The 14881-nt window shown below is 54.2% G+C and carries 12 protein-coding genes and 3 tRNA genes; 8 read left to right on the forward strand and 7 right to left on the reverse strand.

From position 1 onward, the window contains the following. Positions 1-38: 38 nt before the first annotated feature. Positions 39-569, forward strand: a complete 531-nt coding sequence (locus tag M8N44_RS13100; RefSeq protein ID WP_102729089.1) for a DUF805 domain-containing protein — start codon at positions 39-41, stop codon at positions 567-569. Here M8N44_RS13100 and M8N44_RS13105 read toward each other — a convergent pair. Next, positions 517-2475 (reverse strand): Eco57I restriction-modification methylase domain-containing protein, encoded by a 1959-nt coding sequence (locus tag M8N44_RS13105; protein WP_215458512.1) that lies wholly within the window; start codon positions 2473-2475, stop codon positions 517-519. The two genes, M8N44_RS13100 and M8N44_RS13105, sit on opposite strands and share 53 nt — an antisense overlap. 281 nt (positions 2476-2756) lie before the next feature. Between M8N44_RS13105 and M8N44_RS13110 the strand changes: the two genes are divergently transcribed. The 3 genes from M8N44_RS13110 to M8N44_RS13120 all read left to right on the forward strand — a co-directional run bounded on the left by M8N44_RS13110 (position 2757) and on the right by M8N44_RS13120 (position 6687). Continuing rightward, a complete protein-coding gene (locus M8N44_RS13110; RefSeq protein WP_180975275.1) occupies positions 2757-3509 on the forward strand; it encodes a hypothetical protein in 753 nt (250 codons plus the stop codon). Positions 3510-4138: 629 nt separating this feature from the next. Next, a complete protein-coding gene (locus M8N44_RS13115; protein ID WP_215709483.1) occupies positions 4139-5377 on the forward strand; it encodes a hypothetical protein in 1239 nt (412 codons plus the stop codon). Positions 5378-6201: 824 nt separating this feature from the next. Then, positions 6202-6687 carry a hypothetical protein gene (locus M8N44_RS13120; protein ID WP_146019585.1) on the forward strand — a complete coding sequence of 162 codons (486 nt, stop codon included), beginning with the start codon at positions 6202-6204 and terminating at the stop codon, positions 6685-6687. A 239-nt stretch (positions 6688-6926) separates the two neighbouring features. Here the strand turns inward: M8N44_RS13120 and M8N44_RS13125 are convergent. The 3 genes from M8N44_RS13125 to M8N44_RS13135 all read right to left on the reverse strand — a co-directional run bounded on the left by M8N44_RS13125 (position 6927) and on the right by M8N44_RS13135 (position 7231). Further along, positions 6927-7002 (reverse strand) — tRNA-Lys (locus M8N44_RS13125). Between the two features lie 36 nt (positions 7003-7038). Continuing rightward, positions 7039-7114, reverse strand: a tRNA-Lys gene (locus M8N44_RS13130). A 42-nt stretch (positions 7115-7156) separates the two neighbouring features. Then, positions 7157-7231: transfer RNA gene (locus M8N44_RS13135), tRNA-Thr, on the reverse strand. A 194-nt stretch (positions 7232-7425) separates the two neighbouring features. Between M8N44_RS13135 and M8N44_RS13140 the strand changes: the two genes are divergently transcribed. Both M8N44_RS13140 and M8N44_RS13145 read left to right on the forward strand, forming a co-directional pair. Next, entirely contained in the window at positions 7426-7923 is a 498-nt protein-coding gene (locus tag M8N44_RS13140) for a hypothetical protein (protein WP_022396083.1), read from the forward strand. Positions 7924-8036: 113 nt separating this feature from the next. After that, on the forward strand, positions 8037-8645 hold the full coding sequence (locus M8N44_RS13145; protein ID WP_102729095.1) for a hypothetical protein: 609 nt from the start codon (positions 8037-8039) through the stop codon (positions 8643-8645). Between the two features lie 145 nt (positions 8646-8790). Here the strand turns inward: M8N44_RS13145 and M8N44_RS13150 are convergent, their stop codons facing one another. Together M8N44_RS13150 and M8N44_RS13155 are read right to left on the reverse strand one after the other, a co-directional pair. Then, positions 8791-9576, reverse strand: coding sequence for an SDR family oxidoreductase (locus M8N44_RS13150; protein ID WP_180975276.1), 786 nt, complete (start codon positions 9574-9576; stop codon positions 8791-8793). Positions 9577-9634: 58 nt separating this feature from the next. Beyond that, complete coding sequence (locus M8N44_RS13155) at positions 9635-10885, reverse strand: hypothetical protein (RefSeq protein WP_102749391.1); 1251 nt, start codon at positions 10883-10885, stop codon at positions 9635-9637. Positions 10886-11100: 215 nt separating this feature from the next. Here M8N44_RS13155 and def point away from each other — a divergent pair, with 215 nt between their 5' ends. After that, on the forward strand, positions 11101-11745 hold the full coding sequence (gene def / locus M8N44_RS13160; protein WP_102729097.1) for a peptide deformylase: 645 nt from the start codon (positions 11101-11103) through the stop codon (positions 11743-11745). Positions 11746-11853: 108 nt separating this feature from the next. Here the strand turns inward: def and tdh are convergent, their stop codons facing one another. Further along, positions 11854-12891 (reverse strand): L-threonine 3-dehydrogenase, encoded by a 1038-nt coding sequence (tdh, locus tag M8N44_RS13165; RefSeq protein WP_102729098.1) that lies wholly within the window; start codon positions 12889-12891, stop codon positions 11854-11856. Between the two features lie 261 nt (positions 12892-13152). On the opposite strand from tdh, the gene glgP reads away from it, so the two are divergent. Continuing rightward, a complete protein-coding gene (gene glgP / locus M8N44_RS13170; RefSeq protein ID WP_249853125.1) occupies positions 13153-14817 on the forward strand; it encodes an alpha-glucan family phosphorylase in 1665 nt (554 codons plus the stop codon). Positions 14818-14881 lie beyond the last annotated feature (64 nt).

Genomic DNA, 14881 nt, shown 5'->3' on the forward strand with positions numbered 1-14881 from the left:
CTGTTTTTCAAAAAGCCATGTTATGAAAAGCGGCAGCTATGGACACTACAACACGACCCTCTCTCTGGAAATACTTCATCCTGTGCCTGACGAAAAAGTACTGCGCCTTCTCCGGAACGGCTCCCCGGCGAGAGTTCTGGGGCTTTTTCCTTTTCATGAACCTCTTCTCCTTCATCTTCAGTCTTGTCGGCGGAGTCATCGTCGCGGTCACTCTTCCGTGGGGAGAACTGGCGGCCATGCAGGACCCGGAACAAATGCAGGCTATCCTTTTTACCCGAATAGCCTCCTTCTTCTTCATTACCCAAATCGTCTTGCTGGTCCTTTATCTTCCTACCCTGGGCGTCACTATCAGAAGGCTTCGGGACGCCGGCTTCAACACGGCGTGGGGTTACGGTTACCTGGGCCTGGGCGTCATTATTTTCCTTAACTGGGCCATCCTGGAGCGCTTCCAGTATCCAGGGGGAACCGCGACGCAATTCCTGGGTATCATTTCTACCGCCTACGGGCTGCTCCTCCTCATTCTGGCATGCTTCCCCACCCGGCCCGCGGTGGAGAGCACGCCTGAATAAGCACTTCCCGTTCCTGCCGGGAGAGGCCGTAAACGCCTTCCATCAGCTCATTCATCCGTTCATCCCCTTCCGGGCAATAGCGGGCCGTGAGGGTATCCGCCAGCTCTTCCACCTCCCGCAGCACGGAAAGGCCGGGCACCCGGATGGGAACGCGGAGGATGGGTGCCGTATCCATCTGGAAAAAGTCCCCCTGCATCTTCCCCCTGCGGAGAAACCAGAACTGCATGAGACGTGAATTGAACAGGGCGGCCAGGTACTTCATGCTTACGCGTTCCGTGCGTATCACGTTGAACGCCATCATTACATAAGCCTCATCCTCCGTGTAGGAGAAGGTGGGCCGTGCACACTTCCGGACAGCCAGAATCTTGGGACCGGGAAGGAAGAACCGTTCCTTCCGGGGCCAGTGCACATGATAGTACTTCATGCGGCCCATGCGGGTTTCCCGCCGGGCTTCCATCAGGGGGCGGAACTTTTCCAGATGCCGGAGAAGCGTGACGGCCTGTTCCGACCCGTTGGACGGAGTCAGATAGAGCAACACCTTCTCCGGAGCTTTCAACGCGTATCTTCCTGCCAGGGCGGGTTCATACAGAGGCTTGAGAAAACGCCGTTCCACTGCCGGCAGCCGGTTGAAATACCCCTGCGGCACTACAAACACCCCTTCCCCCCTCCGGACGCCGGACCGCTGCACTGCCTCCGGCACCAGGCTCTCCAGCGCACGGGCGGAAACGACATCGGGGTTCGGAACAATCCCCTGCGTCATTTCCTTTGCGGCATCCAGCCTGAAATTCCGGCATCTCTCCATCTTCTCCAGAACGTTCCATTCGGCTGCGGAGCAGAAAAACAATCCTTCCTTGGCGCATGCCCCTGTATCTTCCGGCAAAGAAAACCGGCAGTACGGTTCATGTTCCAGAAAGGATTCCACCTCTTCCATAGGACCGCAAAAACGGCGGTATTCCGGAACCGGGAGTCCTCCCCCATCCCCCTTCCTTTCCGCCAGAACGGTCATGGTATGAACCCGTGCGGCTTCAAACACCCGGCAAGCCCCGAAATCCGACAAACGCAGCAATCCGCAATCTTCCAGCAGCTTGCGGCGAAGGGGAACCGCTCCGGCATTCGCCATCCACCTGTTGGGAACAACCAAATGCATCACGCCCCCCTGTTTCAGGGCATCCAGACCCACACAGGCGAACACGTACCAGTAATCCATGCGTGAAGAACAATAGGAAGCCAACGGAGAAGACTTCAGACGGTCAAACAGCTCCTTGTTCCCTTTTTCCCCGACAAAAGGGGGATTCCCGATTACCAGGTCAAAGCCTCCGTCCGCCATCACTGCTGAAAGGCCCTGCCGCCAGACGCCATCCGCAGACATGTCCAGGCTGTCCCCGCACAGCAGGTGGTCCCGGAAATCCCCCTTTCCTCCGGCAGCTAGCCATGCACAGTGAAAACGGAAACGGGCCACCTCCAGAGCCTCCGCACAAACATCCACCCCGTAAATATTCTCTTCCAGAATGGCACGGAATAAATCGGCCTCCGCATATTCCGGCTCCAGACGCTTTCTGCGCGCGGCAAGCTCCCGAAGCATTCCCATGGTGAATGCCCCCGCCCCGGCGGATAAATCCAGCACCCGGATATTTCTCAGCAACCCGGCTTCCTCATTACCATTCCGGGGAGCAGGCAATCTGGATGCCAGCCAGGAGGATACCGCCTCCCGGGCCATCCAGCGGACCAGGAAGCCGGGAGTATACACGGTTCCGGAACGGCGGCCATCCGTCAGGGAGCGTTCCAGCAATCCCTCCAGCACGGAAGGAGTAACAGCCCGGTGAGCATCCTCTTCCCGCAGGGAAAAAGAGAATCCTTCCGGAAGACGGAATTCATGGTCCGCCTGCCGTTCCAGCAAATTGTTCACCAAAGCCTCTTTCAACCGCCTCCAGGCTTCGGGACGGCTCCCCTTTCCCTTCTCCGGGACGAAACACCGGGCCATGAAACAATCCTGAACGCTCCGCTCCTTCACTGCCGTATTCGTACACTACCAGACCGGACCACGCAATCAAAAGCAGGAATTGCCCCGGATACCTCCCTCACTACATTTCTGTACGGGACGCTTTTTCTTAACGTCTCCGGCGTGTTTACGTTGCTGGTTTTGATTCATGGTAGCCGCAACCATTTCATAATTCTACCTTCATTGCCATGAACAACACTTTCAACATCGGCGCCATGGACACCGTCTACCCCTTCATTCCCATGTACCCCAACGGGCAGCCCCAGGGCAACTTCCTGGTCAACGGCCTCTCCGCTCCCGTCCTTATCCCCAAACGCGCTGCTTCCTCCCCCACCCGGCACGAATGGTTCGGATACCTCAAGGTCATGGCTCCCGCCACCTGTTTTCTCCACCTCCGCGCCCACTCTTCCATCTCCCTTTCCATTCCCGCCAAGGATCTGGAACTCTCCACGGAGCCGGGCTCTTTCACCCCTCTCCGCCGCCAGATCCAGTTCGACCAGGGATACTACTGGTGCCACATCGTCCATCAACACCAGCCCGACCGGGGGGCGGAAGCCGAGTTCTGCATTGCCCTGGTTAGCGACAAGGAAGGCGAGCCCGACCTGGATTATTACCTGCTGGCGGAAAACACTCCCGCCGGCAAGGAGGGAGAAACCGTCCTGACCCTGGTCAACCTGTACCAGGAGGCGGAAGAAGGGGACTCGTCGAGCAGTTCGGCAGGGGGAGGAGATTCGTTTGAGTTTGATCCCAAGCCAAGCAGCAGTTCGAGCTCTTCCTCCTCGAGCAGCTCCAGTCCTTCTTCGTCTAACTCATCAAGTTCTTCGAGTTCCAGCAGCAGCTTTTCGTCATCCAGCTCCTCTTCCAGCAGCAGTTCCAGTTCCCTCTCCTTTTCCTCCAGCGGAGCCGGAGGAAGGGGGTTGTCCATGCCCCTGTTCCTGTGATTGCGACGAAGACATCGAACAGTCCGATTGCAGCAAGAACACCTCCCATTTCTTCGGCGGCTATCCGGACGGGGCCGACGACTGCGAAGGCTTACTGGAAATGGGTGAGGGCGATTCCGAAGGAGGAAGTGGAGGAGGCAATCCCCCGCTTCTCCGCACCCTTGCCGAACCTTCCGCCCTCTCTTCCATCACCCTGCGCTACAAGCATCCCCTCGAATGGACCGCCTCCTGCAATCCCGAAACCGGACAGATCTCCGTCAAACGACCCACGGGCAGTTCCATCTCCTTCCAAAGTTCAAACGGCGGTTCCGAAGCCTCCGTCTCCGGAAGTTCGCGCAAGTTGAACTACAAGGTTCAGAAGCTGAATGCCGACAAGTCTCCCTGCACCGGCGGCTCTCCCGCCTACCTGGACATGGTGCAGAGCAATGGGCGCACCCTGCGCTTCTCGGCAGCCACCGGAAAGGTCGTCTCCCTGGTCTCCGCCTCCGGCGTGGAAACCACGGCGGAAGCTTATTCCCGTCAGATGAAGGTGAACCGCCATCCTTCCACGGGAGCTATTGAGAGCATCTGGTCCAAGTCCCGGGGACTACTACAGGCAGTTTCGGAAGGCAGCAAGCTCAGGATGGCGCGTGCTGCCGAAGGCGGCCAGCTTCGCATTCCTGAGCTTTACGTCCTTCATGGTGTTGAAAAATTCCGTCTCCACTTATGCCTATGCTCCTCTCACCGGAGAACTCGTCTCCGTCTCCCACAACGACAACACTCCCGGATGGGAGTTTACCTACAACCGCATTGGACAAATGACCTCCGTCCGGGACGCCTCCGGCATCAGGGAATGCTCCTACGATGCCTATGGCCACATGATCCAGGACACTTCCTTTGGAACCGTGGAAAACTGCGCCCAGGAACAATACGATGCCTTGGGTCGTTCCAACGGATATCGCCTGATTCTTGGAACCCGTACCGTGCAGCACTCCCATCTTGACTACGATTCCAAAGGTGCCATCATCGGGATGAATCTGGAAGGACTGGAGTCTCCATTTACCTGGCAGTATGACCAACCCAGCGGCTTCCTCAACTATCTCACCTACCCCAACGGCATGGTCCGCTGCAATACCTATCATCCCAGGCTCGACCTCGTAACCGCCATCAGTTACAGAAAGGGAGCGGATGGCGAATTGGCAGCCGGCCACGAATACGGCTACGACGCGCTGATGCGTCCTGTCCAACGGCGGGACTCCTGGGATGGAACCACACCTGCAACCACCAGAAACTTCACCCACAACAGCCGCAGCGGGCTGGTCGAAGACCGGATCAGCCGGGGAGGAAGCTTTATCTATTCCTACGACAACATCGGCAACCGCAAGACCGCCCGGGAACCGGAAGAAGCAGTATCCTATGATGCCAATCGGCTCATTTCGTCTCCAGGTGGAGCTGCCGCTAAAAACACCGCTAAAGTTAATCTCCAACATATTACCACAAAAGAATCGAAAGAGTTAATTATAAGTTCCGGGAAATTAAGGGGACCTGCATATGCAGTTAATCGCGACCCTGCGTTACCTATAACGCGTAAAACCCTCGGAAGAGTAGGAGGCCATGGTCATCCGGATGATTTTGTTCAAATCCCCATACCTGAATCAGCATATCCATATTTTAAAAATCCAGTTGGCGGTCCCATATCTACAATACATCGAGCATTAGGCCATGATCACTCTAGATACACTATCACATTAGAAGGCACTATTGAGGGGTGTCCAAAAATCTTTCCGTTAAAAGCATTTCAATGGCAAGCATTGGATTCGTTATTGAATATTACAGGTCTCCGTGGAATTGAAGGATTATATAATTATTTAAGAAATTTAAACAAATAATGAAGTTCATTAATCATAAAAAAACAGCATTTGCTATTTTAAGTGCCATTTTGGGACCTTTTTCCCTTAAATATTGCATTAATTGCAAATCATCCGGAAACAGTTCCAGCGAATTTCTTCTATTGTATTCAATATTATGGTGGATTTATTTTATCCTTTATGTATTTACTCACACGTTCACCTTGCATTATATTGAAGTAATTTTTTATTGGATAGTATTTTGGATTGCTGTAATACTCATTTCATTATTTATAAAAAAAATACATGTTATTTCGTATTTAAATAAAAAATATGCGCATGATAGAATAAAAAAGATATTGATGTCTGCCAGTAATAATTTTTTTACGTTCTGGTTTCCTATAGGGAGTCTTGTCTACTTCGGGTACGGTCTTGCTAGAACTTTCGATTTACATTTGATTTATTACATCCTTTTATGGTGGTTAATATGGTTTGTCATTTGGTTCTTCAAACAATCTGTTATTTTATTTTTTAAAAATATTATAGAAAGCATCATCACGTCATTATATTCACGAAGAAAAGAATCTATAATAAATTATATCATTTTCATATTAATCTATAGTTGCGCATATAGCATCATTTTCATAATGTCTTGCATGAAATTTTTTTCATTATTAATTATAGTAGGAATCTATATAAATAAAGGAAGTTATTTAAATTTTTTGTAATGGAAATTTATAAATCAAAAATGCCTCAACCGCCAATCAAGTAAATTTTTAAAACTAAATATAAAATGAAATTTCTGACAGCAAATTTACCATATACAACATTGGAAGAAAATTACTCATAAAATATCATCATATTAAGTGAAAAAGAATCTACTAAAAATATATTTTCTGATTACATTGGTTATTTTAATCATTCCGGCGACTATTTTATTTACAAAAAGCAATTGTGCCCATATTCAAATAAAATCAGAATCCGGAGATATTGTTTTTTCCGATGATGTATCATTTAATCAAAATCCGTATTTTTTGAATTTTGATTCCGACAACATCCGGGATTTTCTAGGAAAAAATGATATTGGAGATACGGACAACATAATCATTTATAATAACGATCATGTCATTTACCGGGGATATAAGGGATATCTGCGGTCTTTGAACGATTCCAAGCAATGGGGACTTCCCGGAAGATTCATTAAAAACGGCACCGTATTGACGGACATGTTTGCCGTCTCCACTTATTACAATGGACATGTTTTCAAAGAACCGTATTCCAAACAATATTTTCTTGAAATGTCATGCGTGAATGAAAACGATCCTTTCCCCATGTACGGAGAAAATCAATAAGAACGGCATTCGCATGGAATTTTTTATGTTGCCGTTATTAAAACACTAAATGTAATTTCCAAGAGATTTCAACACCTGATTTTAAATAACTGCCTGTCCATATTATCGTGCATGCTTGCACCGCCCGAAAAGAGGCTTGGCAGGGCAAATGAGAATCGGAAAGAACAAATCGTTTTTTCAACGTTCCCTATCAAACAAAAGTCCGGCTTTGCCATCAGCAAGCCGGACTTAAAAAGAGATGGTACCCCGTCACGGGCTCGAACCGTGGACAAACTGATTAAGAGTCAGCTGCTCTACCAACTGAGCTAACGAGGCACTGGAATGGCGGCGTTCCTTGCAGGAACGACCGGATGGTACCCCGTCACGGGCTCGAACCGTGGACAAACTGATTAAGAGTCAGCTGCTCTACCAACTGAGCTAACGAGGCATGTATCCGGCAGTTCCCCGCGACAAGCTCCAACTCTGAAGATGGAGCCACTGGTCGGAATTGAACCGACGACCCACGCATTACGAATGCGTTGCTCTACCCCTGAGCTACAGTGGCATCGCGAGAAGCGCGGAAGCAAGTAACCATAAGAGCCCCCTTTTAGCAAGTCTTTTTTGCAATAAGACCGTTTTTTTACGCCTTGAATCCGGAATAGAAGCCAAGTACGGCAGGTGACAGTAGAAGAGCTTGCATAGGAGGGGGAAACATGGTGGAGTTCATGTCCTCAAAGAGCTTTTCTTTCCCTACTTATCATGAAGGCATATTACATTTTCCAGCAGGCGGACGAAGAAACGATCAGCAACATTCTGGACTGGATGCGCAACCAGGAACGCGCCATTTACCGCGCCGCCGTGCGTGAACTCGGCGCCCTGAAAAAATTGCGCCCGGAATTCATCCAGCGCAAGCCCCTTCAGGAGCAATTCTCCTTCATCCAGAAAATGCTGGCGTGGAAACCCAGCAATGAAATCGGGGACCACCTGCTCCAGGTCTGGCTTCTGCGCAAGCATCAGGACATGCTGATTACTTTCCTGAATACGCTGGACATCCCCCATGACGGCAACGGCATTGTGAACGAACTGCCGGAAACGCTGGACAAGGAAAAACTCGCCAAGGCCGTGGACGAATTGTTTGAAAAATACCCTGCCGGCGTAGCGTCCGTTTACCTCCAGATGTTCCAGCTCCAGACGGAAGACGGCTGGGACGAACTGGCCGAGGTCCTGGCGAACGACCCCCGCGTCACCATTCGCTGACTTTTATCATTCTGCTCCCGTGAAGGGAATATTGGAGCCGCTCCGGAAAAGAGCGGCTCTTCTTATTTTATATTGACTGTCAGTCAGTATACTGCTATCCACGGCAGTACCCCATGAAACGTTTCCTCCTGCTGCCGACGGCATTCCTGCTGCCGTGCGCCTGCATTTCCGTCAATACGGCCGCCCAGACGCTGAACGCCGGAACCGTTTACCGCAACTGGGAACTGGATGACCGCGCCTATGTGAAAAACGGCTTCGTTTACATCAAAGCCGTTCAATGCGATCAGCGCAAGGAAACTCCGGTCATCGGACCGCCCATGGCCCAGTCAGACTTCATTTCACAAATGGAGGATATTCCGGGAACGGAAAAGACCGTCTTTTTGCAGCTTAACAAGAAAGACCTTCCCGATCCCATAGAATACAAAGACCTCCTGAGCATGGTACTTGAAGAGAATTTCACCGTTCCTCCCCGGTTTTCCCTGTATGGAGCGCATCAAATTACCCTTCCCTACCTGAACTTGAGCAGGAAAGAAAACGCTTCTCCTACCGTAGCAGCCGTAAAGATCATCAGCGCTCCCTCCACAGGCCGGAGAATTCTGGCGGGAGCACAGAGCTGCGTGATTGACGCCCCCGGTACCGTGATTGCCAATATCCTTCTTATTCCGGTCGGCATTGTCGTTACCCCCTGCCTGGGCATGTATAACCTGTGCTCCGGGGAATGACGAACCAGGCCGTTCCAAACAAAAACTCGCCTCCGCGTTCGTGCCCGCCCTTGCTTCATCCGCATGCGGGCAATGTTTTTCCCGCACGTGTACGTATTCCATGACCCGGGAAACTCCGGATACCTGCCGCAGCCGCCGGCTGCCGTCATGAGGGGACCGTGTCCGGCGGCTCCGGACGGAACGTCCAGCCTTCATCCCCGTGATACACCATCATCCGAGTCATGCCGCCGTCAATGACCAGGTTTTCCGCATTGACGAAGCCGGAGCGGCAGAGGAAGAACACAGCCTGAACGATATCCTCCGGCGTTCCAACGCGCCCGGAAGGATGCTGGAGGCCGTCCTCCGGGGACAAGGCTCCAAAGGCCCCCGTGTCAATCCAGCCGGGGCTGATGCTGTTCACCCGGACGCCGAGGGGCGCGAGGCTCATGGCAAGAGCGTGGGTCAGGGAGATGAGGGCTCCCTTGGCCGCGCTGTAGCTTTCCGTATCCTTCTGGGACATGGAAGCGCGGGTGGAGGCGATGTTCACGATGGAAGCCCCGCGGGAAAAATGATCACGGAACAAAAGGCTGAGCAGGTAGGGGGCAGCAACGCCCTCGCGCAGAACTTCATTAAAGTCCTCATAAGAGCAGCCGGAAAGAATACCGTGGCGGGTGATGCATGCATTGTTTACCAGGACATCCACCCGGCCGAAGTGCTCCAACACTTTTTCCGCAAAAAAACGCACGTCCTCTTCCACCCCCGCATCACCCGTCACGCAGAGATGGCCTTCTCCCGGCAATTCTTCCAGCAGGGAGGCCGTTTCCTCATGCTTCACATCCAGCACCGCCACGCGTGCGCCTGCTGCGGCGCAAGCCTTCGCAATGGCGCGGCCAATGCCGCCGGCTCCGCCCGTCACGACCACGGCACTTCCGGAAAAATCAACATCCATCATGGGCAGATTGTCCCGTGCCGACGCCGGATGTCAATAGGCGCTTTCCGGCATGCAGCCCTCAGTGCGTGTACATCACATAGCGGTAAAAGCCCATGGCGCGGGAAAGAAGAGGGGAACGGGTCACAACATCCGTCTCCACGATAAGATGGGCCATGGTACTGGAAACGGCCATTTCCGCTTCCTCCGCACGGCGGCTGATGCGTTCCAGATCCCTGGTTTTTACCTGGTTCATGCGGCCGGATTTCTGAAAATCATCCACGACGTAGCGCAGCCTTTTCAGCCTGGCCACCACTTCCACCAACTCCATGGCGCGCTGGTCCGCCGTTCCGGTATCCTTAATGCCGCGCAGGAGATGCTGGATTCTTTCCAAACACAGGCAGAACTCCTCCATGGTCATGATGGGATCAGCCCAGAATTCCTGAAAATCCACCAGCCTGGGCTGTTCCATCTCAAGCCCCACCACTGCTTTCTGCATGGACGGGGAATCATACATTCTGGCCGTCACCAGCTTCAGGAGCGCCCGGAAAGCGCGTTTGCGGTTCTCGTCCGCCCTTCTCCTCATCTTCTCCAACCCGTCGTGGCAATGCCGTTCAAAACCGGGGAGCCATTCTCCGTACTCCTGCTCCAGCCGGGTGATATTGTCCATCTGTTCCCTGACCATGCGCCCCTGAAGGGCTACGGACATGGCATAAGCCTCCGCAGCCACCTTGTTGTCAATCCCCTCCAGCATGTCCACCATGGTGGCGTACTGCTCCAGATACGCTTTCAGGAACGGCAGTATCCTGTCGTTCAAATACTGGGCCATCCGTTCGTCCGTCAGGCTGAGACCGTACTTTTCCAGATCATCCCTGATGACGGCGGAATCGTAATACTTGAGTTCATGAAGCTTCAGCATCGCCTGCATCATCCGGTCGCGGGCCTTGTCCACGCGCTCCCGGAGAATGGAATGGAAGGAGGGGTGAACCTCCCGGGACTCTTCATGCACGCGCGGATTCAGAATCATCAGCCGCCCGCAGTTCATGTTGTAAAGCTTCAGCCTGTCCGTCAACCGCCCCAGTTCCACCATCACGGCCTCTCCCGCAGCCCGGTCCTGGATGGAAGCGACCAGATCCGTCATCTGCTCCACGTCCTTCAGGCGCAGGGAAAGCAGTTCTTCATAGGATTCCACCGGGGAAAGCTTTTCAGCCTCCTTTTCCTCCGCAGCCCTTTCCCCTTCCTCCTTGTCCCCGCAGGAACACAGCGCCAGCAAACACGCGCCTCCCAACAGCGGCAAATTCAGGAACAGGGAAAAACGGGAACTGAGTTTCATGAGAAAGCGGCGTTGATGAGGGAGGCTCTGGAGCCCGGCCCGCATCGTGGCAACATGGTTACCGTAAGAAAGCGTCCCCAAAGTTCAAGGCCTTTTCATTTCATCCGGAAAAAACATTCCCGCATTCTTGATGTGCGGAAATATTCTTTTAAATATCATGAACACTCTCCCGAACCCGGAGGTCACACCTTATTACCAACTCCATCCTATCCGCCGTGATTCTTGACATTCTTCAATACGGACACCCCCTTTTGAGGGAGGAATGCAGCCCCGTGGTTCATATCAACAAAGACCTTCTTTCCTTCCTGGACGACATGCAGGAAACCCTGGCCCAGGGGGGCATAGGCCTGGCCGCTCCGCAGGTGGGAAGGGCCATTCAGATGGTCACCATCAATATTCCGCCCACGGACGCCACTACTACATGGCTGGAAGTGGACGGACGCCCGGCCACGCTGGCGCAAATCATGCCCTTGAATTTCATCAATCCCGTCCTCCACCCCTTCGGCAGGAATGTGCCGTACCGGGAAGGCTGCCTGAGCATCACCAAGGTGTATGCGAACGTCCTGCGCCGCTCCTGCGTGAAGGCCATCCTGACCCTGATGGACGGACGCACCGTGACCATCAAATGCAACGGGCTCCTGGCGCGCTGCCTGCAGCACGAGGTGGACCATCTTCAGGGAGGCCTGTTCACGGACCTGGTTTCCCCGGAGGACCATGACAAGGTGGTGCGGAGGCTCCGGCTGACCCATCCGGACGCCTTTGAGGAAGACGACGACAGCTACGCCCGCCGCATGAAGGAGGAACGCCGCGCCCGGGCCCGAGATGCCCAAACGCCACCCACGCCCAGAAAAACCGCTTGACGCTCCGGGAGCAAATCCGCTCCCGCCTATCCTGTGCCTTCTTAAAAAATGCCCCGGCGTTCCATCTGGAAGCCGGGGCATTCGTTATACGGTAAAAAAGCGGATAAATCAGACAATCCAGTCCAGAACCACCTTGCCGGACTTGCCGGAATTCATGGCCTCAAAGCCTTCCCGGAATTCCGTGTAGGGCAGGCGGTGCGTAATGATGGGCGCTATATTCAGGCCGCTGCGGATCATGGAATCCATCTTGTGCCAGGTTTCAAAAATTTCACGCCCGTAAATGCCCTTCATTTTCAGCCCCTTCCAGATAAACTTGTTCCATTCGATGCTGGAGCCGTCCGGCTGGATGCCCAGCAGGGAAATGTTGGCTCCGTTCCGGGAATTGTCGATGATGTCTTTCAGGCAGGACGGGGCGCCGCTCATTTCCAGGCACACGTCAAACCCTTCCGTCATTTCCAGCTCCTTCATTACGTCCTCCAGTTTTTCACGGGTCACGTTCACGGTACGGTCCGCGCCCAGCGTCTTGGCCAGGCTCAGGCGGAAATCATTGATGTCCGTGATAACCACCGTCTTGGCTCCGGCCTTCTTGCAGACGGCGGCGGCCATGCAGCCGATGACTCCCGCGCCCGTAATCAGGACGTCTTCCCCCACCATGTCCCAGGACAAGGCCGTATGGACGGCGTTGCCCAGGGGGTCGAAGATGGAGGCGATCTCCATCGGAATGCTCTTGTGGATGCGCACCACGTTGTCCTGGGGAATGGAGAGGTACTCCGCAAAGCAGCCGGGCCTGTTCACGCCCACGCCCTTCGTGTTCGGGCACAGGTGCTTCTGGCCGGAACGGCAGCTCCGGCAGTGGCCGCAGACGATGTGGCCTTCTCCGGAAACGATCTCCCCGGGCTTGTATTCCGTCACGGAAGAGCCTACGGCTTCAATCACGCCGCAGAACTCATGGCCCACGTGCATCCCCACGGGAATGGTCTGCTGGGCCCACTTGTCCCAGTTCCAGATATGAAGGTCCGTGCCGCAAATGGCTGTTTTATGAATTTTAATCAGGACATCGTTCGGGCCGACTTCCGGCATGGGAACATCCATCAGTTCCAAACCGGGGCCTGCCTGCGTTTTTACAAGAGCTTTCATGCCCCTCATTCATGCTCTTTTTCCCCTGCGGCGGCAAGCTCAAAATTCATTTCCGGAGCACTGGAAAACAGGGGCCGGAACAGGGCGGCACGCCCTTCCCCGCCCGTGCCGCTCCGGCACGGAAAAACCACGGAAAGGATTCTCCGGAAAGGCATTCCTGTTCAATCAACAATTCAGACACACACGCATTTTGCCCTTTCCAATATTGCCGAACCATGATACCAAGACATACAGGTTCACCCGTTGAACGCTTACTCCATTTACAGAATCATGGCGAAATCATTCTTACCCACCATTTTTGAACATCCGTATGAAATCGACCCCAAATACGGAAAAAGCGTAGCGTACTTCTCCATGGAATACGCCATTGACAATTCATTCAAAATCTATTCCGGCGGCCTGGGCTACCTGTCCGGCTCCCACATGCGCAGCGCCCATGACCTGCGCCAGAACCTCGTAGGCGTCGGCATCCTGTGGAGCTACGGCTACTACAACCAGATCCGGGCGGAAGACGGCTCCATGGCCACGCAGTACATGCGCAAGAACTACCCGTTCCTGGAAGACCACAACATCAAATTCCTCATCCACGTCTGCGGCGCGCCCGTCTGGGTGAAAGCCTACTTCCTGAATCCGGAAACTTTCGGCACCGCCCCCATGTTCTTCCTTTCCACGGACCTGGAGGAAAACGACGAGGAAAGCCGCAACATCTCCCGCCGCCTGTACGACGCCAACGGCTTCACCCGCATCGCCCAGTACGTGCTGCTCGGCAAGGGCGGCGCCCGTCTCTTTGACGAGCTGGGCATTGAACCGGAAATCTACCACCTGAATGAAGCCCACGGCCTGGCCGCCGCCTTCCATGTGCTTGCCAAGACCGGCAGCGTGGAGGAAGTGCGCAAGCGCTTCGTCTTCACTACGCACACCCCGGAGGAAGCCGGCAATGAAAAGATGGACGTGAACACCATGAACACGTTCTCCTTCTTCGACGGGCTTTCCATGGAACAGGTGCGCGCCGCCGTAGGCCTGACGGACAACACGTTCAACTACACGCTGGCCGCCCTGCGCCTTTCCCACATCGCCAACGGCGTTTCCAAGCTCCACGGCGAAGTTTCCCGCCAGATGTGGAAGGACTATGAAGGCGTGTGCCCCATCATCCACATCACGAACGCCCAGAACCAGAAATACTGGCAGGACCCGGAACTGGCGGAAGCCTTCCAGGCCCGCAACAAGGAGGCCTTCATCCGCCGCAAGCGCGCCCTGAAGAAAGCCCTCTTCCGCATGGTGGGGGAACAGACGGGCCGCGTCTTTGACCCGAACTGCCTCACCATCGTCTGGGCGCGCCGCTTTGCGGCCTACAAGCGTCCGGACCTGGTCACTGGCAATCCCACCATGTTTGAACGCATGCTCCAGCGCACCAACTATCCGGTGCAGTTCATCTGGGCAGGCAAACCCTACCCGATGGACCACGGCGCCATTGAAATCTTCAACCGCCTGAACGACATGACGGCCAAGTATCCCCGTTCCGCCGTGCTCTCCGGCTATGAACTGGGCCTGAGCCGCTACCTGAAGAACGGCTCCGACGTGTGGCTGAACAACCCCGTAGTCACCCGGGAGGCCTCCGGCACCTCCGGCATGTCCGCCGCCATGAACGGCTCCATCTCCGTCTCCACCAATGACGGCTGGATCTGTGAATTCGCCAAGGACGGGGAAAACTGCTTCGTCATTCCGGAAGCGGCTCCCCACCTCTCCCCGGAAGCCCGCGACCGCTCCGACCGCGACAACTTCTACAACATCCTGGACGACAAGATTCTGCCGCTTTACTACGATCACAACGACAAGTGGATGGACATTGTCTTCAATGCGATGACGGATATCTACCCCGAGTTTGACTCCGACCGCATGGCGGACCAGTACTACACGGAGATGTACAACAGCTAGGAAAAACTTCTTTCCCGCTTTCATGCAACGGCCGCCCTTCCCTGTGGAAAGGCGGCCGTTCCTG

This window comes from Akkermansia massiliensis, from assembly GCF_023516715.1.
Taxonomy (GTDB): Bacteria; Verrucomicrobiota; Verrucomicrobiia; order Verrucomicrobiales; family Akkermansiaceae; genus Akkermansia; species Akkermansia massiliensis.